This is a genomic window from Streptomyces sp. NPDC028722 (assembly GCF_040637655.1).
In the GTDB taxonomy this organism is placed as follows: domain Bacteria; phylum Actinomycetota; class Actinomycetes; order Streptomycetales; family Streptomycetaceae; genus Streptomyces.
The window spans coordinates 75,070-92,852 of the sequence record NZ_JBEZWU010000022.1 but is presented as its reverse complement, the minus strand read 5'-3'; the positions used below and the strand labels follow the sequence as shown (position 1 = coordinate 92,852).

The window sequence follows — 17,783 nt, the reverse complement described above, 5'->3', positions numbered from 1 at the left end:
TATTCGGGTGGGAGGAACGTAAGCCCAGGACGAAGGGGGCGTCAATAGACACCGTCCCCGAGGCAACGGAGTCGTTACCTCGGGGGCATGCGCGGTACGGGCGCCGGGGATCCCGGCCGGCGCCGCCTACCGGCTGGCCTGCGGCCCGCTCAGCCGGTGACGAACGGGGCCGTCTCCAGGGTGGGGTACGGCGCCGGGAGCGGCAGGGGTTCACCGAGGTCGACCTTGGTGTCGGTGCCGTAGTACGCCTCGGTGGGGTCGTCGCCGGGGAGGACCGGTTCCGTGTAGCAGTGGGCCGTCCTGGAGTGACGGTCGACGAGAACGTAGACGGGGACGCCGGCGGCGGCGTAGGCGCGCAGCTTGGGACCGGTGTCCGTCTCGTGGTTGGTGGAGGTGACCTCCCCGACGAGGGCGAGCATGTCGATGGGGTACCAGCCCTTGTGGGCTTTGCGGTACGACTCGTCGAGCTCGGTCGGCCTGCGACGGCGGACGTAGAAGTCCGGCACGACCAGGGCCATGGTCTTGCCGTCTTCGTGTGCGGCGCGGTAGCCGTTACCGATGCCCACGAGGCGGAACCCGGCCGCACGGAACTGGAAACTCAGCTCGAAAGCGCCGTCGTTGTGATCGTCGTTCGGTTGCGGCGGCACGATGGCCGTCCCCTCGATGTACTCGGGTCGAATCGGCATCGAGGTTGCCTCTTCGATCGCGCTCAACAGGTCGATGGGGTCCACCTGCGTCATCACCGGCTCCATGATCGGTTCGGCGCTCATCGCTGGTTCTCCTTGCTGCACTGGTGCCAGGCTAGGGCCTTTCTTCCGGATCAGGCCGGTTTCAGCCGACCGCGCCTCCTGGCCGACCCGAGCGGGCCCTGGTGCGTGCAGCTGCAAGGCGGAGGAGGGAGTCGACGCGGAGCGTCGGCGAGTGACGACAACGCCGCAGATGTGCGTGCCAGGGCCCGCGACGCCGGCAGGATCCGGAAGACAGGCTCTGGGCCCGCGCTGGGGGCCCCGGGAGAACGATGGGGCGGCCGGGGTGCGTTGCGCGTCGGAATGGCCCATTCGTTCACTCGAACGAGCGTGCTGAACCGTTCCGCTACTTCGCCGGCGGCGCCGGACGCTGGGCCGCGATCGGGGCCGTCGCGGCCGCCTGCGGGGAGTCCGCGTTGGCGTACGCCGACGGGGCCGCGACGGAGGCCGTCGGGTCGGGGGTGTTCTCCGCGTCCTCCAGGGCCGTCGCGCCGCCCACGATGCGGATGCTCGCCGCGTCGAACGCCCGCTTGATCCGCCAGCGCAGCTCCCGTTCGACCGTCACCGACTTGCCCGGCATGGTCTTCGCCGAGACGCGGACCACCATGGAGTCGATCAGCACGGAGTCCAGGCCGAGCACCTCGACCGGGCCCCACAGCAGCTCGTTCCAGGGCTCTTCCTTGCTCATCTTCTCGGCGACCTCGTCCAGCGTGGCCCGGACCCGGTCCAGTTCCTCGCTCGCCCGCACGGTCACGTCGACGCCGGCCGTCGCCCAGCCCTGGGAGAGGTTGCCGATCCGCTTGACCTCGCCGTTGCGGACGTACCAGATCTCGCCGCCGTCACCGCGCAGCTTGGTCACACGCAGCCCGACCTCGATCACCTCGCCGGTGGCCACACCCGCGTCGATCACGTCACCGACGCCGTACTGGTCCTCCAGGATCATGAACACGCCGGAGAGGAAGTCCGTGACCAGGTTCCGGGCGCCGAAACCGATGGCCACGCCCGCGACACCGGCGGACGCCAGCAGCGGCGCCAGGTTGATCTTGAAGGTGCCCAGCACCATCAGCGCGGCCGTGCCGAGGATCAGGAAGCTGGCCACCGACCGCAGCACCGAGCCGATCGCCGCCGCCCGCTGCCGCCGCCGCTCGGCGTTGACCAGCAGCCCGCCCAGCGCGCTGCCGTCCACGGCCTGCACGGTCCGGTTCATCCGGTCGATCAGCTTGGTGATCGCCCGCCGCACCACCGCTCTGAGCGAGACCGCCACGATCACGATCAGCAGGATCTGCAGACCCATCGCGAGCCACGTCGACCAGTTCTGTTCGACCCAGCTCGCCGCGTTCGTCGCGCTGTCCTGGGCGTCCTGGAGGGACGGCACGGCCGGCGCCGTGGACTGCGACGGGGACGGGGACGGTGACGGGGACGCGCCGGCGGCCATCAGGGCGATGGGCAGGGACGACACGGCAGGTACCTCCAAGGTGCTGCGCGGTCCGCGCCGGCGGGCGGTCAGGTCACGAAAAGGTCACCGGGCGGACAGAACCACCACACTAACGGGGCATCGTGGGTGCCTCCGGCCGTTCCGCACAGGAGGCGCGCAGGAGAGACACGGCTCACGCGGGCATGAACGGGCGGTGCTCCGGGGGATGCATCAGGTGTGGTCGAAAACACTCCCAGCCCGTTACCGGCACATGGTGGCGCTTCCACCAGGCGTCAAGGGAGACTGACCTCAGATCGTCCCGGCGCGAGCCACGCGCCGCCGACGCCCAAGGAGGCACCCGTGCCGCATGTCCTGGTCCTCAACGCGTCGTACGAGCCGCTCGGTGTCGTACCGCTCCGCCGCGCGCTCGTCCTCGTCCTGGAGAACAAGGCCGTCTCCCTCGAGGAATCCGGCGCCTATCTGCACAGCGCGACAGTCACCCTCCCCGCCCCCAGCGTGGTCCGGCTCAAGCGGTTCGTGCGGGTTCCCTACCGGGGGCCCGTCCCTCTGACCCGGCGGGCGCTCTTCGCGCGCGACGGGGGCCGGTGCATGTACTGCGGTGGCATCGCAACCAGCGTCGACCACGTCATCCCGCGCAGCCGCGGGGGCAAGCACGTCTGGGACAACGTGGTGGCCTCCTGCCGCCGCTGCAACCACGTCAAGGCCGACCGCCACCTGGTCGAGCTGGGCTGGCGGCTGCGCCACAAGCCGGCCCCGCCCTCGGGCCTGGCCTGGCGCATCATCGGCACCGGGCACCGGGATCCGCGCTGGCTCCCCTACTTGCAGCCGTACGGCGCGGACGACGCGCTGGCCCGGATCGACGGCATCTCCGCCTAGGCGGGCAGCGCCGGTGTCAGCCGCGGGGCCCCTCGGGACGGGCGCCCCGCACGGCGTACCCGGCCGCGCCCAGCGCGAACGCCGTCGACGCCGCCGCCCACGCACCCGGCTGCGCGCCCGGTTGCACCGGCCACGCCCACACCGTGGCCGCGCGGCCGTGGGCGCCGTGGGAGCCCAGGTACACCGCGGTGACGTAGCCGAACGCGGGCAGCCAGCTCGCACGGGCGCCCAGCAGGACGGCCGCCGCCGCGGTGATCCCCGTACATCCCAGGGTGTTGCGCAGCACCGCCGGCGGCCCGAAGGTCCCCGTGTGGCCGAGCACGGCCGGCACCAGCAGCAGCGCGGCCAGCGCGGTCAGGGCCGCCAGCTGCGTCAGCCGGCGCGGCCACCACGGCCGTACGGCGGTGCGGTCCAGTTCGTCCGAGGCGCTGTACAGGCTCGTCCCGATCACCGCCGACGCCAGCAGCGGCGCCAGGGCGACGACCGGCACCCGGCGGTCGGGATCGAGGTAGGCGTCCAGCCGGCCGGCCGCCCACACCGCGAAGGCGGCCGTGGCAGTGAGCGCGGCCAGGGCCAGGGGCAGTGCCCGGGAACGGGCGTGGAGCAGCGGTCCGTGGAGCGTCGTCACAGTGCGGGAATCCCCTTCGTACGGCAGGCCGTCCGGGCCGCGAAGTACGCCGACAGCCACGCGCGGCGCTCGTGCTCGTCCATTCCGGCCAACCCGGCCCGCGCGGCGCGGGTTTCGCGCAGCCAGGCGTCATGGGGCTCGGGCCCGTCGAGGCGGTCCCGCACCGGGCTCGGCGCGAGGTAGTGCCTCACCGCGTCGTCCGCCGTCAGCACCCGGCCGGACAGTTGCTCGTCCGGGCAGTCGCCGCGCAGCACCAGCGCACCGGCCGCCTCCCACGCGTACTGCTCCGGATCGGTCAGCCGCCCCCGCACGGCCGACCAGCCGAGCGGCGTGACCGCCGGCAGCGCCGCCTCGTCGGCGCGCGGGGCGCCTCCGTGGTCCGCCCAGCGCACCGGCAGGTTCCGCACGCCCGCCAGCTTGTCCGTGACCCCCGACAGGGCATCGCTGATCTGCGGAAGCATCCCGCCGTACCGGGCGTTCACGCACACCGCCGGGGTGCGGGAGGTGTCGCACACCTGGCGCCGGGTCAGCGGATCGGGGTGCCACAGGCCGTCCCCGCTCTGCGCGAGCGGCGTCCCGGCGGCCAGCGCGGCGGCCAGCGGCAGCAGGGCCACCGCCCGGCGCCGGGCCGCGTATGCCAGCACGGCGGCGCAGGCCAGGCCGCCCGTCCACACCGCCATCGCCCACGGCTGCCACCACACCGGCAGCTCCCCGACTCCGGCCAGGGCGGCGGGACTCAGCGCGCGGCCGGCCGCCGGGCCGTCGGCCGCCAGGACGCCCAGCCCCACGTACCCGGTCATCGCCAGCAGCGGAGCCGCCAGCCGCGTGGGTACGGCCCGCCCCACCACGTGTCCGGCCAGCGCACTCGCCGCGACGGCGGCCGCGTCCCCCGGCAGCAGGGCCAGGTGCGGCCGGTCACCCCGCGCACAGGGCCAGGTGGCGAGGAGCGCCACGGCCGTCGTGACCAGATAGCCGGCGACCGCCCAGAACGCGACGGGCAGGGCGGCGAGCAGCAGACGGGCCAGCGGAGTGCGTGCGGTCGTCGTCCACAGCTCCTCGGTACGGCGCCGCCGCTCCCGGCCGCCCTGCCAGCAGCCCGCCGCCGCGGCCAGCGGAACCGTGAGCAGCAGCGCGGTGTGCGTCTGGACGGCCGTCTCCGACCAGCCGCCCTGCCAGCGGTCCGCCGTCCCGGACAGCATCGCCCCGTCCGTCAGCAGCACCGCGGCCCCGGCCCACGGCGCGAACCCCCGCACCCCCTCGGTCCGCACCGGATGCGGCGCCCGCACGCGAGCCTCCCGGGTGATGACCGGCGTCCTCACACCGCCTCCCGGGCGCCCGCGGTACGGTGCGCCCGCAGCGCCGCCGTGTACCCGCGCTCGATCGGGTGGTCGCCCGGCCCGCCGGCGGACTCACCGAGCAGGCTGAGCGCACGGGGCGTACCGCGGTAGGCGATCCGGCCCCCGTCCAGCAGGGTGACCCCCGTGCAGGCGGCGGCCACGTCCTCCACCAGGTGGGTGGAGACCACCACGGTCGCCGTGACCCCCAGCTCGCGCAGCAACTCCCGGAACTCCACCCGCTGCTCCGGGTCCAGACCGGCGGTCGGTTCGTCCAGCAGCAGCAGCGCGGGGTCGTTCACGATGGCCTGCGCGATCCCGACCCGGCGGACCATGCCGCCCGACAGCGTCCGGATCCGCGCGTCGGCACGGTCCCCGAGGCCCACCGGGCCACGGCCCGCTCCACGGCCGCCGGCACCCGCGCGGCCGGCACCTCCTTCAGCCAGGCCATGTACGCCACGAACTCCCGTACGGTGAAGCCCGGGTAGTAGCCGAACTCCTGCGGCAGATAGCCGAGCCGGCGCCGCACCCCGGTCCGGCCGCGCCGGCCGGCGACGTCCTCACCGAGCAGCTCCACCCGCCCGGCGTCCGGCCGCGCCACCGTGGCCAGCACCCGGATCAGCGACGTCTTCCCCGCTCCGTTCGGCCCGAGCAGCCCGTGCACACCGGTGCCCAGCGTCAGGTCGAGCGAGTCGAGGGTCAGGGTCTTGCGGTGCCGGACCCGCAGGCCGGTCACACGGAGCGAACTCACAGTCTCTCCAGGATCAGGATCAGGAACAGGGGGAGGGCGTGCCGCGGGCCGGAACCGGGGGAGGTGCGCGCCGAGGGCCGCGCGGTGGACGCCGTCACGGGCGCAGTGGGCGGTCGTACACCGGGCGGCGCGCCAGCAGCAGGACGGTGCTCAGCGCGGCCGCCGCCGCCCACCCGCTCTGCGCGGCGGCCCCGTCCAGGCATCGGGACAGTTGACCGGCCAGCCGCGCGGTGGCCGCACCGCCCGGTGCCGTGACCGGCGCTGCCAGCACGGCGAGCAGCCAGCCGCCCCCCGTCACCCCGGCCGCCGTCCGGCACCCGGTGAAGGAGGCCAGGGTCAGCGTGGCCAGCGCCAGCGCCAGCCCGGGCAGCAGCCAGGCCGCCGCGGCCGGGGCGCCCGAGGCGGGCAGCAGCAGCCCGGCCAGGGTCAGCAGCGGCAGGCTCACCGCGAGCACGGCGACCGTACGGGTCAGCGCCAGCCGCAGTCCGCCGCCCGGTGTGGCCGCGGCCACCTCGTGCAGCGGATCGGCGTGCGGCCCGTAGGACAGGGCCACCCCGGCGACCGGCACCAGGGGGGCGACCGCCAGCAGCAGCGCCCGCGCCCCCGGGTACCCGGCCCCGTACGCCAGGACCAGCGCACCGACGGCCACCGCCACCACGGCCGGCAGCCACGCCCCGCGCACGGCGGGCCCGGCGGCCCACAGCAGCCGCAGGAACCGCGACGGCACGGTCCGCCCGAAGGCCCGGCCGGCCCACGGCAGCCGCAGGAACCTGGACGGCCCGGTCCGCCGGGGAGCCCGGCCGGCCCCCGGGTCCTCCGCCACGTCCGCGCCCGGCACCGCAGCCGCTGCCCGCGCGGCCACGGCCGGCTGCCACCCCCCGCGCACGGCGGGCCCGGCGGCCCACGGCAGCCGCAGGAGCCGGGACGGCACGAACCGCGGCGGCGCGACCGATGGCGCGAACCGCGACGGCGCGCATCGTGACGGCGCCGTCTGCCCGGACCTCCAGCCAGCGCGCGGTTCCGGTGCCGCGCCCGCCTGCCACGCCGGGCCCGGCTCCGGCACCTCCGCCGGCCCCCGCACCGGCCCCCGCACGGGCGCCGGTTCCGGCACTGACGTCCGTGCCTGCGCCGCCAGTTCCGGCAAGGCTGCCCGTGCCTGCGCCGCCGGTTCCGGCACGGCTGCCGGTGCGTGCGCCCGTTCCGGTACTGCCGTCCGCGCCCGCGTCGGGTCCAGTACCGCCGCTCGTACCTGGGCCAGCACCGTCCCCGCCGCCGTACCGCGTACCGCGGCCGACACCCGGGACGCGCAGCCCGTGCAGGTCTCCACGTGCTTCTCCAGGGACCACGCCTCCGCTTCCGGCAGCGCGCCCTCGGCGTAGCGGGTCACGAGGTCGTCGCAGGCGTGCCAGGGCCGCCTGTCGGGGTGCGTCATGCCGTGCCTCCCACCGGGGACGGGTTCAACCGGTCGAGGGCGTCGCGCAGTTCCGCGCGGGCGCGCCGCGCCCGGGACTTGACCGTGCCCTCCGGGATACCGAGCAGCCGGGCCGCCTCACGGGTGTTCAGCCCGTCGACGACCGTCGCCCGCAGCACCTCGCGCAGCTCGGGGGAGATCCGGTCGAGCGCGGTGCCGACATCGACGTACTCCAGTCCCGCCAGCACCCGGTCCTCGGCGGACGGCGCGGCGGCGGGCTCGTACCGGCCGGGGAACCCGGGCTCCGGCGGCGGTCCCGCGACCCGCTCGGCCCGTTCCTGCGCCCGCCGCGCGTCGACCAGCCGGCGCGCGGCGATCGTCCACAGCCAGCCGCCGGCCTCCTGCCCGCGATGCCCGGCCGCGGACCGCCACACCGTGACGAACGTGTCCTGGAGCACCTCCCGCACCACCTCCGGATCGGCGCACCGCCGGGTCAGCCGCGCGTGCAGCCACCCGGCGTGCCGGTCGTACAGGGTGCCCATCGCCGCCGCGTCGCCCCGTGCCACCGCCCGCAGCAGGGCCGCGTCCCCGCCGCTCGCGTCGTCGTCCTCCCGCTGGCCCCCCATGGGGCGGAACAGTCTCACACCCCCTCTATCGGTCGGCCGGCCGGAACCGGATCACCCCGGCACCGGCCCGGTGCCGCGCGTGGCGACGGCGTCACGGGGTAGGCCTGCCCGTAACCCGTCCACAGCCGTAGCTCCGGCGCACCGACAAGGAGGCCTCCGTGGCCGCACCGGCTCTCTCGATCCCGGCCCAGATCCCGGCCCAGTGCAAACCCGTGGCGGAGCCCTCCGCCGAGACCGACGCCGCATGGCTGTCCGCCTCCAGCTCCGAGACCGCGTACGCGCAGACACCGCTGACCAGCGAGCCGCCGCTGCCCGACGCCGAACCCCTGACCAGCGAGCCCCCGCTCGCCGAGACCGTCCCGCCGAGCAGCGAGTCCGACCCGGTCCCGGCCTCCTTCGCACCGGGGCTGTAGATGGCCGCGGCGCCCGACGAGCACCCCGCGCCCGACCTCGCCCGGCTCGCCGAGCTGCACGGGGTCGCCACCTCCTACCGCCCCGCTCCCGACCGCATCGTCCAGGTCTCCGCCTCCGCCGTCACCGCCGCGCTGGCCGCCCTCGGCGTCGACGCGGCCGGCCCGGACGCCGTACGCACCGCCCTCGCCGCGCGCGAACGTGAGCTGCGCGAACGCCTGCTGCCCCCGACCGTGGTCCAGTGGGCCGGCGCCGAACCGCCCGCCGCCCTCACCGCCCTGCCCGCCGGCACCCGGCTGCGCGTCCTGACCGAGGACGGGGAGGAACGCGAGAACACCGCGGACCTGCCCCTGGGCGTGCACCACCTCACCGCCACCGCCCCCGACGGACGGACCGGGACGGCCCACCTCGTCACCGCCCCCGACCGGCTGCCCGCCCCGCCCGGCCGCTCCCACGGACTCCTCGTCCAGCTGTACTCCCTGCTCTCCCGCCGCTCCTGGGGCATGGGCGACCTCACCGACCTCGCCGAGCTGGCCGGCTGGGCCGGACGCACCGCCGGCGCCGGCTTCGTCCAGGTCAACCCGCTGCACGCGGCCGTACCCGGGGCACCCACCGATCCCTCCCCGTACCGCCCGTCCTCCCGGCGCTTCCCCGACCCCGTCCACCTGCGCGTCGAGGACGTACCCGAGTTCGCCTACGTACGGGACCGCGACCGCCTGCACACCGTGCTGGAGCGGGCCGACCGGCTGCGCGCCGACGTCCTCGACAAGGGCGCCCTCATCGACCGGGACGCCGTGTGGGAACTGAAGCGGGAGGCACTGGAACTCGTCCTCCAGGTCCCCCTCGCCCCCGGCCGGCAGGCCGCCTACGACGCCTTCCGCGCCGCCCACGGCCAGGCCCTCGACGACCACGCCACCTGGTACGCCCTCACCGAGGTCCACGGCCCCGACTGGCAGCACTGGCCGGACGGGCTGCACGACCCCCGCTCCGCCGCCACCGCCCGCGCCCGCGGCGATCTCGCCGATCGCGTCGACTTCCACGCCCGCCTCGCCTGGCTCACCGACGGCCAGCTGCGCACCGCCCAGCGCGCCGCCCGCGAGGCCGGCATGTCCGTCGGGATCGTGCACGACCTCGCCGTCGGCGTGCACCCCTCCGGCGCCGACGCCTGGGCCCAGCAGGACGTCTTCGCCGCCGGCATGTCCGTCGGCGCGCCACCGGACGCCTTCAACGCCCGCGGCCAGGACTGGGGTCTGCCGCCCTGGCGTCCCGACCGGCTGGCCGCCTGCGGCCACGCCCCCTACCGGGACCTGCTGCGCGCCCTCTTCCGCTACGCCGGCGCCCTGCGCATCGACCACGTCATGGGCCTGTTCCGGCTGTGGTGGATCCCCCAGGGCAGCCCGCCCACCGAGGGCACCTACCTCCACTACGACTCCGACGCCATGCTCGCGATCCTCGCCCTGGAGGCCACCCGCGCCGGGGCCGTCGTGATCGGCGAGGACCTGGGCACCGTGGAACCCGGCGTACGCGAGACACTGGCCCGGCGCGGGGTCCTCGGCACCTCCGTGCTCTGGTTCGAACGGGACTGGGAGGGCGACGGCCGCCCCCTGCCCCCCGAACGCTGGCGCGCCGACTGCCTGGCCACCGCCACCACCCACGACCTGCCGCCCACCGCCGCCCGGCTCACCGGCGACCACGTCGACCTGCGCGACCGCCTGGGCCTGCTGACCCGCTCGGCGGCCGAGGAACGCGCGGAGGTCGCCGCCGACACCGCGGAGTGGCTCGCCCTGCTCGGCAGCCTCGGCCTGCTGGACAGCCCGGCGGCCGGACCGCCCGGCTCCGACGAGGAGGAGGAGATCCGCGCCGTCCACCGCTTCCTGCTGCGCACCCCCGCCCGCCTGATCGGCGTCTGGCTCCCGGACGGCATCGGTGACCGCCGCCCGCAGAACCTCCCGGGCACCTGGTACGAGTATCCGAACTGGCGCCTGCCGATCGCGGACTCCGAGGGCCGGCCGGTACCCCTGGAGGAACTGGTGGCCTCCCCACGGCTGCGGGGACTGCTCGGCATACTGCGCGAACCCGGCCCCTCCGCACAGTGACGACGGAGCCGGCACCCGGCCGCGGCGGAGCCCCGGGACGGCGGTCCCCGGGCCTCCGCGGACGGCGGTCCCCAGGGCTCCGCGGACGGCGGTCCCCGGGGCTCCGCCGGGCGGACGCCCGGGCCGCTAGCGGCACCCCGGGCGCGCACACTCCACGGCCGTTCGCTAACTTGGCACCGTGGACAAGAACAACGCCCTGCGCGCCGGCGCCCTGGCCGCCGGTACGACGCTGATGATGCTGCTCATGTCGTCCCCCGCGTTCGCGCTGGCCCGCGACGACGGTGACGACCCCGGCAAGGGCCTGAGCGTCATCGAGACGCTGGGCCTGTACGTCTTCGCCCCGCTGGCGCTGTTCGCGGTGATCGCCGGTCTGGTGATGCTGCTGGACAAGACGCGGGCCAAGAAGGACACCACCTCGTCCAACATCGACATCAAGCCCGACGCCCAGGCCCAGGCGAAGGCCTGAGCTTCGGCGAGCCGAGGCCTGACCGGGCTCACCGGTCCTGTCGCCGGGGGCGCCCGTCCTCCCCGCCGGTACGCGCGCACGCCGTACCCGGGGGAGACCGGCGCCCCCGGCGTTCTCCGTCACCGGCCGGCCGGGCCGGGCCGGGCCGGTCAGGGATGCGGCGCGGTCAGATACCGCTGCACCGTCGGCCCCAGCCACGCCACCAGCTCCTCACGGGTGAGCTCCCGGGCCGGCGGCAGCCGCAGCACATAACGCGTCAGGGCCAGCCCGAGCAGCTGCGCGGCGCACAGCGCGGCCCGCGCCGGGGCCTGCTCGGGATCGGGACACACCTGCCGGGCCACGGGCAGCAACTGCTCCCGGAAGATGCCCTGCATCCGCTCGGCCCCGGCCTGGTTGGTGACACCGACCCGCAGGACGGCCCTCAGCTCCTCGTTCCCCTCCCACAGGCCGAGGAAGTGGCCCACCAGCGCACGGCCCACCTCCTCGCACGGCACACGCGCCAGGTCGGGCAGCCGCAGATCGAGCGTGACGGCCGCGGCGAACAGTCCCTCCTTGCTGCCGAAGTAGCGCATCACCATGGACGGGTCGATCCGCGCGTCGGCGGCGACGGCCCGGATGGTGGCCCGCTCGTAGCCGTCGGCGGCGAAGCGCTCGCGGGCGGCGGCGAGGATGGCGGTACGGGTGGCGTCGGAGCGGCGGGGCCGGGGGGCCGACTGGTTCTCCTGGATGCTGGCCGTCATGGGGACGAGCGTAAGCCAACGGGTGTGGGCCAACAAGTGTTGACCGGTGCTGTGGGGCGTTCTACGCTTGCCAACAAGCGTTGACCCACGGACGTTGACCCACGGACGTTGACCAACGGAGGTAGGCCAACGGTCGATTGCCCGCGGGTGTTGGCCCCACAGGTGGTGACCACGGATGTCGACCACGGGTGTTGGCCCACCGCTGTGGGCAAACGGACGTTGGCGGCGCGATCCGGGCACCGAGCGTTGGCCAACAGACGTTGGCACCCAGGAGGCCACCATGACCGGCACCACGGGAAAGACCACCACCGGCAAGACCGTCACGGGAGCCGCCCCGGACACCCCGGGCATGCCGGACGGCACCGCCACCCCCCGCATCCTCGTCGTCGGCGCCGGCCCCACCGGTCTTCTCCTCGCCGGTGACCTCGCCACCGCCGGCATCCCGGTCACCGTCCTGGAGAAGCGCCCCCACCGGATCAGCAACCTCTCCCGCGCCTTCGTCCTGCACGCCCGCACCCTCGAACAGCTCGACGCCCGCGGCCTGGCCGACGAGCTGGAGGCCCTCGGGCAGCCCCTCGACCGGCTCGGCCTCTTCGGCGGGCTCACCATCGACCTCACCGGCCTCCACTCCCGTTTCAACCACCTCCTCGTCCTCCCGCAGTACGAGGTGGAGAAGGTGCTGGAGCGGCGCGCTGTCGAGGCGGGCGCCGACATCCGCTACGAGACGGAGCTGACCGGCCTCACGCAGGACGCGACCGGTGTGACGGTCCTGACCCGCGGACCGGAAGGGCGCACGCAAGGGGATGCGGACGGGCCCGCGGACGGGCCCGCGGACGGGCCCGCGGACGGGCGTGCGGAGACCTTCCGGGCCGCGTACGTCGTCGGCGCCGACGGCATGCGCAGCGCCGTGCGGCAGGCGGTCGGGCTGCCCTTCCCGGGCAGGTCGGTGATCCGCTCCGTCGTCCTCGCGGACGTCAGGCTCGCCGAACGGCCCCCGACGGTGCTCACCGCCAACGCCGTGGGTGACGCCTTCGCCTTCCTCGTGCCCTTCGGCGACGGTTACTACCGGGTGATCGGCTGGAACCGCGCCCGCGACGTGCCGGACGGCGAGCCGCTGGACCTCGAGGAGGTCAGGGAGACCGTTCGCCTCGCGCTCGGCCGGGACTTCGGCATGCACGACGCCCGCTGGATGTCCCGCTTCCACAGCGACGAGCGGCAGGCGCCGGCGTACCGGGCGGGGCGGGTCTTCCTCGCCGGGGACGCCGCGCACGTCCACACGCCGGCCGGCGGTCAGGGTTTGAACACCGGGCTCCAGGACGCGGCGAACCTGAGCTGGAAGCTCGCGGCGGTCGCGGGCGGTCACGCCGACCCCGCACTGCTCGACAGCTACCAGGGGGAACGGCATCCCGTCGGCAGGACGGTGCTGCGCAGCAGCGGCGGGATCGTCCGCCTCGCCATGGCCAGGCGCCCCTGGACGCTGGGGGCCCGCGCGGCCCTCATCGCGTTCCTCGGCGCGGTCGGCCCGGTGCGGCGCAGGGTCGTCGGCCAGGTCACCGGCATCGGATACCGCTACCCGGCACCGCGCGGCGCCCACCCGCTCACCGGCGCCCGTGTCCCGGACGTCGCCCTCGCCGGCGGCGGCCGGCTCCACGAGGCGCTGCGCGGCGGCCGGTTCGTACTGATCACGCCGGAGCCGTACGAGGCGGGGCCCGGACGCGCGGACCGGCTGGCCGTGGCGCGGTGGGCGAGCGGCCGTCGTACGACCGTGCTGGTGCGCCCCGACGGATACGCGGCCTGGGCCGCCGACGCGGCCACCCCGGCGCGGACCGCGGCGGCCCTCGCCCGGCACCTCGGCCCCACCGCCTGACGCCGGGGCACCTCGGCCCCACCGCCTGACGCCGGGGCACCTCGGCCCCACCGCCTGATGCCGGGCGGCGGCTATTCGGACGTCGCGTCGAGCAGTGCCCGCAGCAGGCCGGCCAGGTGATCGGCCTGTTCGGTGCTCAGCGCGGACAGGGCGGCGTTCTCCTCCGCCAGACCCGCGCCGACCGCCTCGTCGATCAGCCGCAGCCCCTCCTCGGTGAGGGTCACCTGGAGGCCGCGCCGGTCGTGCGGGTCGGGGGAGCGGCGCAGCAGGCCGGCCCGTTCCAGCTTGTCGAGGCGGCCGGTCATCCCACCGGTGGTCAGCATGAGGGTGGCAGAGAGCTCGCGGGGCGAGAGGGTGTACGGCTCGCCGGAGCGGCGCAAGGTGGCGAGGACGTCGAACTCGCCGCGGGAGATGCCGTACGGCTTGTACGCCCCCTCCATGCGGTCGCCCATCGCGCGCGAGAGCCGGAAGATCCGGCCGAACACCTCCATCGCCCGGGTGTCCAGGTCGGGCCGCACCCGCGCCCACTGCTCGGTGATCACGTCGACGGGGTCCGCTGGCTGTTGCTGCATGGGCGAAGTATCGGCCTGCTTCCACTCGTCCGCAAGAAACTGGCCCACAAGAATCTGGAACATGAGTAAGCCGCTTGACACTAAGTAGCTCACGACTAAGCTAATCACTGCTGATCCAACCGGATCCGTCACCGCCTCACCGGAAGGGGCCCTCCCATGGCCACCCGCCGCCCGGGCAGCAGCGCCGTCATCGCCGTCACCGCACTCGCGCCCATCTCCTGGGGCACGACCTACGCGGTCACCACCGAGTTCCTGCCGCCGGACCGCCCCCTGTTCACGGCGCTGACGCGGGCCCTGCCGGCGGGCCTGCTGCTGCTCGCCCTCACCCGGGTGCTGCCGCGCGGCACCTGGTGGGTGAAGGCGGCCGTGCTCGGAGCCCTGAACATCGGCGCCTTCTTCCCGCTGCTGTTCGTGGCGGCGTACCGGCTGCCCGGCGGGACGGCCGCGGTCGTCGGCTCCGCGGGACCGCTGTTCGTCGTCGGGCTCTCGGCGCTGCTGCTCGGGCAGCGGCCGGCCCTGCGCACGCTGCTCACCGGGCTGGTGGCCGCGTTCGGCGTCAGTCTCGTCGTACTGCGGGGGGCCGGCGCGCTCGACCTCACCGGCGTCCTCGCGGCCGTCGCCTCCACGGGCTCCATGGCCGCCGGAACGGTCCTGACCAAGCGCTGGGGCCGCCCCGACGGTGTCGGCCCGCTGGCGCTCACCGGCTGGCAGCTCACCGCCGGCGGCCTGCTCATCGCACCGGTCGCGCTGCTGGCCGAGGGCGCCCCGCCCGCCCTCGACGCCCCGGCCGTCGGCGGCTACCTCTACCTCGCCCTGGCCAACACGGCCGTCGCCTACTGGCTCTGGTTCCGCGGCATCGGCCGGCTCACCGCCACCCAGGCCGGCTTCCTCGGTCCCCTGTCCCCGCTGACCGCGGCGGTCGTCGGCTGGGCGGCCCTCGGCCAGGCGCTCACACCGGTGCAGATCGCGGGCATGGCCCTGGCGACCGGAGCGACCCTGGCCGGACAGTTCACGGGCGACCGACGCCACCGCCCGTCCGCTCCCGCCGGGAACACCGCTCCCACCGGGAACACGGGCCACGCGACCACGACGGCCCTGCCGGTCCCGGCACCGCGAGGCTGAGGACGACGAGAAGCCCCGGCCGGGCGGTGGGCCGGGGCTGCGCCGATGGGAAAGCGCGAGGGCGCCCGGTGTCACACCGGGCGCCCTCGAGGTGTTATTCGGCTGCCGAAGCGTCGGCCGCCTGGGCTCGCAGGGCGCGTTCGACGCCCGAGCGGGCCTCCGAGACGAGTCGGCGCAGGGCCGCGTTCGGCTCGGCCTCGGCCAGCCAGGTGTCCGTGCGGGCCAGGGTCTCCTCGGAGACCTGGACCGACGGGTACAGGCCGATGGCGATCTGCTGGGCGATCTCGTGCGAACGGGAGTCCCAGGCGTCCTTGACGACCTCGAAGTACCTGTCCGCGTACGGCGCGAGCAGCTCGCGCTGGTCGGTCTGGACGAAGCCGCCGATCACGGCCTCCTGCACGGCGTTCGGCAGCTTGTCGGAGTCGATGACCGACGCCCACGCCTCCGCCTTGGCCTCGGCGGTGGGCCGGGCCGCGCGGGCGGTGGCCGCGTGGCGCTCGCCGGCCGCCGTCCGGTCCCGCTCGTACTCGGCCGCGATCTCCGCCTCGTCGTACCGGCCGACGGCCGCGAGCCGCTGGACGAACGCCCAGCGCAGCTCGGTGTCCACGGCCAGGCCCTCCACCGTCTGCGTGCCGTCCAGCAGCGCCTCCAGCAGGTCCAGCTGCTCCGGGGTGCGCGCGGTCGCCGCGAACGCCCGCGCCCAGGCCAGCTGATGGTCGCTGCCCGGCTCGGCCGCGCGCAGGTGCGCCAGGGTGGCGTCGGTCCAGCGGGTCAGCAGGGCCTCGCGGGCGGCCGGGGCGGCGTACAGGTCGATGGCCAGCTTGACCTGGCGGTGCAGCGACTGCACCACGCCGATGTCGGACTCCTTGCCGATGCCGGACAGCACGAGGGCGAGGTAGTCACGGGCGGCCAGCTCGGCGTCCCGCGTCATGTCCCAGGCCGACGCCCAGCACAGGGCGCGCGGCAGGGACTCCGCGAAGTCGCCGAGGTGCTCGGTGACCGTCCTCAGCGACTCCTCGTCCAGGCGGACCTTGGCGTAGGACAGGTCGTCGTCGTTGAGCAGGACGACCGCCGGACGGGGCCTGCCGGCCAGCTGCGGTACGTCGGTCAGCTCCCCGTCGACGTCCAGCTCGATCCGCTCGGTGCGCACGAGCTTGCCGGAGCCGTCGAGGTCGTACAGGCCGACCGCGATGCGGTGCGGGCGCAGGGTGGGCTCGCCCTTGGCGCCGGCCGGGAGCGCCGGGGCCTCCTGGCGGACGGCGAAGGAGGTGACGGTGCCGTCGGCGCCGGTGGTGATCTCGGGCCGCAGGATGTTGATGCCGGCCGTCTCCAGCCACTTCTTGGACCAGGTCCTCAGGTCGCGGCCGGAGGTCTCCTCCAGGGCGCCCAGCAGGTCGGACAGGCGGGTGTTGCCGAAGGCGTGCCGCTTGAAGTACGCCTGCACGCCCTTGAAGAACTCGTCCTCGCCGACGTACGCGACGAGCTGCTTGAGCACGCTCGCGCCCTTGGCGTACGTGATGCCGTCGAAGTTGACGAGGACGTCGTCCAGGTCGCGGATGTCCGCCATGATCGGGTGCGTGGACGGCAGCTGGTCCTGCCGGTACGCCCAGGTCTTCATCGAGTTGGCGAACGTGGTCCACGAGTGCGGCCACCGGGAGCCCGGCGCGGCGGCCTGGCAGGCGATGGAGGTGTAGGTGGCGAACGACTCGTTCAGCCACAGGTCGTTCCACCACTCCATGGTGACCAGGTCGCCGAACCACATGTGGGCCAGCTCGTGCAGGATCGTCTCCGCGCGCACCTCGTACGCCGCGTCGGTCACCTTGGAGCGGAAGACGTACTGGTCGCGGATGGTCACCGCGCCGGCGTTCTCCATGGCGCCCGCGTTGAACTCGGGCACGAACAGCTGGTCGTACTTGGCGAACGGGTACGCGTAGTCGAACTTCTCCTGGAACCAGTCGAAGCCCTGCCGGGTGACCTCGAAGATCGCGTCCGAGTCGAGGAACTCGGCGAGCGAGGGCCGGCAGTAGATGCCGAGCGGCACGCTGCGCCCGTCCTTCTCGTACACGCTGTGCACGGAGTGGTACGGGCCGGCGATCAGCGCGGTGATGTACGTCGAGATCCGCGGGGTCGGCTCGAAGACCCAGACGTTGTCCGCCGGTTCGGGCGTCGGCGAGTTGGAGATGACGGTCCAGCCGTCGGGCGCCTTCACGGTGAACTGGAAGGTGGCCTTCAGGTCCGGCTGCTCGAACGAGGCGAAGACCCGGCGGGCGTCCGGCACCTCGAACTGGGTGTAGAGGTAGGCCTGGTCGTCCACGGGGTCGACGAAGCGGTGCAGACCCTCGCCGGTGTTGGTGTAGGCGCAGTCCGCGACCACCCGCAGGACGTTGCGCCCCTCCAGCAGCTCCGGCAGCGCGATCCGCGAGTCGGCGAAGACCTCGGCGGGGTCCAGGTGGTCACCGTTGAGGACCACCTCGTGGACGGCCGGGGCCACCAGGTCGACGAACGACCCGGCGCCGCCGCGGGCCACGTCGAAGCGCACCGTGGTCATGGACCGGTAGGTACCGCCCTCCTGCGCGCCGGAGAGGTCGAGATCGATCTCGTACGAGTCAACGGTGAGCAGCTCGGCCCGCTGCTGCGCCTCTTCGCGAGTCAGGTTTGTGCCAGGCACGCGGTCATCTCCTCGTTATGGGTAGGTCGCGCCA

15 protein-coding genes and 1 pseudogene are annotated in these 17,783 nt (G+C 74.7%); 6 read left to right on the top strand and 10 right to left on the bottom strand.

What is annotated here, in order from left to right; genetic code table 11:
- Positions 1 to 149 precede the first annotated feature (149 nt).
- Together AB0F03_RS28280 and AB0F03_RS28275 are read right to left on the bottom strand one after the other, a co-directional pair.
- Positions 150 to 770, bottom strand: a complete 621-nt coding sequence (locus AB0F03_RS28280) for a Uma2 family endonuclease (RefSeq protein ID WP_361996847.1) — start codon at positions 768 to 770, stop codon at positions 150 to 152.
- A gap of 322 nt (positions 771 to 1,092) precedes the next feature.
- The gene (locus tag AB0F03_RS28275; RefSeq protein ID WP_361996911.1) at positions 1,093 to 2,181 is read right to left on the bottom strand and encodes a mechanosensitive ion channel family protein; all 1,089 of its coding nucleotides are present in this window, start codon (positions 2,179 to 2,181) and stop codon (positions 1,093 to 1,095) included.
- 339 nt (positions 2,182 to 2,520) lie between these two features.
- Here AB0F03_RS28275 and AB0F03_RS28270 point away from each other — a divergent pair, with 339 nt between their 5' ends.
- Entirely contained in the window at positions 2,521 to 3,057 is a 537-nt protein-coding gene (locus AB0F03_RS28270; protein ID WP_356816364.1) for an HNH endonuclease, read from the top strand.
- Between the two features lie 16 nt (positions 3,058 to 3,073).
- Here AB0F03_RS28270 and AB0F03_RS28265 read toward each other — a convergent pair whose 3' ends face one another.
- From AB0F03_RS28265 to AB0F03_RS28245, 5 genes and pseudogenes are all read right to left on the bottom strand, one after another.
- A complete protein-coding gene (locus AB0F03_RS28265) occupies positions 3,074 to 3,685 on the bottom strand; it encodes a hypothetical protein (RefSeq protein ID WP_361996845.1) in 612 nt (203 codons plus the stop codon).
- A complete protein-coding gene (locus AB0F03_RS28260; RefSeq protein ID WP_361996844.1) occupies positions 3,682 to 5,004 on the bottom strand; it encodes a hypothetical protein in 1,323 nt (440 codons plus the stop codon). The genes AB0F03_RS28265 and AB0F03_RS28260 overlap by 4 nt, the downstream gene beginning before the upstream one ends.
- Positions 5,001 to 5,755, bottom strand: a pseudogene (locus tag AB0F03_RS28255) (ATP-binding cassette domain-containing protein). Before AB0F03_RS28255 ends, AB0F03_RS28260 begins: the two are co-directional and overlap by 4 nt.
- 109 nt (positions 5,756 to 5,864) lie before the next feature.
- Entirely contained in the window at positions 5,865 to 7,202 is a 1,338-nt protein-coding gene (locus AB0F03_RS28250) for a zf-HC2 domain-containing protein (RefSeq protein WP_361996842.1), read from the bottom strand.
- Positions 7,199 to 7,807: an RNA polymerase sigma factor gene (locus tag AB0F03_RS28245; RefSeq protein ID WP_361996909.1), complete on the bottom strand. Its 609-nt coding sequence runs from the start codon at positions 7,805 to 7,807 to the stop codon at positions 7,199 to 7,201. The genes AB0F03_RS28250 and AB0F03_RS28245 overlap by 4 nt, the downstream gene beginning before the upstream one ends.
- Before the next feature lie 158 nt (positions 7,808 to 7,965).
- On the opposite strand from AB0F03_RS28245, the gene AB0F03_RS28240 reads away from it, so the two are divergent.
- From AB0F03_RS28240 to AB0F03_RS28230, 3 genes are all read left to right on the top strand, one after another.
- Entirely contained in the window at positions 7,966 to 8,220 is a 255-nt protein-coding gene (locus AB0F03_RS28240; RefSeq protein ID WP_361996840.1) for a hypothetical protein, read from the top strand.
- Entirely contained in the window at positions 8,221 to 10,314 is a 2,094-nt protein-coding gene (malQ, locus tag AB0F03_RS28235) for a 4-alpha-glucanotransferase (protein WP_361996838.1), read from the top strand. It abuts the gene before it with no gap.
- Positions 10,315 to 10,492: 178 nt separating this feature from the next.
- Positions 10,493 to 10,780 (top strand): hypothetical protein, encoded by a 288-nt coding sequence (locus AB0F03_RS28230; RefSeq protein WP_361996837.1) that lies wholly within the window; start codon positions 10,493 to 10,495, stop codon positions 10,778 to 10,780.
- Positions 10,781 to 10,929: 149 nt separating this feature from the next.
- Here AB0F03_RS28230 and AB0F03_RS28225 read toward each other — a convergent pair whose 3' ends face one another.
- Positions 10,930 to 11,520, bottom strand: a complete 591-nt coding sequence (locus AB0F03_RS28225) for a TetR family transcriptional regulator (RefSeq protein WP_361996836.1) — start codon at positions 11,518 to 11,520, stop codon at positions 10,930 to 10,932.
- 349 nt (positions 11,521 to 11,869) lie between these two features.
- Between AB0F03_RS28225 and AB0F03_RS28220 the strand changes: the two genes are divergently transcribed.
- Positions 11,870 to 13,387 (top strand): FAD-dependent monooxygenase, encoded by a 1,518-nt coding sequence (locus AB0F03_RS28220; RefSeq protein WP_361996908.1) that lies wholly within the window; start codon positions 11,870 to 11,872, stop codon positions 13,385 to 13,387.
- 71 nt (positions 13,388 to 13,458) lie between these two features.
- Here the strand turns inward: AB0F03_RS28220 and AB0F03_RS28215 are convergent, their stop codons facing one another.
- Complete coding sequence (locus AB0F03_RS28215) at positions 13,459 to 13,959, bottom strand: MarR family transcriptional regulator (protein WP_361996834.1); 501 nt, start codon at positions 13,957 to 13,959, stop codon at positions 13,459 to 13,461.
- 156 nt (positions 13,960 to 14,115) lie between these two features.
- On the opposite strand from AB0F03_RS28215, the gene AB0F03_RS28210 reads away from it, so the two are divergent.
- On the top strand, positions 14,116 to 15,081 hold the full coding sequence (locus AB0F03_RS28210; protein WP_361996832.1) for an EamA family transporter: 966 nt from the start codon (positions 14,116 to 14,118) through the stop codon (positions 15,079 to 15,081).
- A 94-nt stretch (positions 15,082 to 15,175) separates the two neighbouring features.
- Here AB0F03_RS28210 and pepN read toward each other — a convergent pair whose 3' ends face one another.
- Positions 15,176 to 17,749 carry an aminopeptidase N gene (pepN, locus tag AB0F03_RS28205; RefSeq protein WP_361996830.1) on the bottom strand — a complete coding sequence of 858 codons (2,574 nt, stop codon included), beginning with the start codon at positions 17,747 to 17,749 and terminating at the stop codon, positions 15,176 to 15,178.
- Positions 17,750 to 17,783 lie beyond the last annotated feature (34 nt).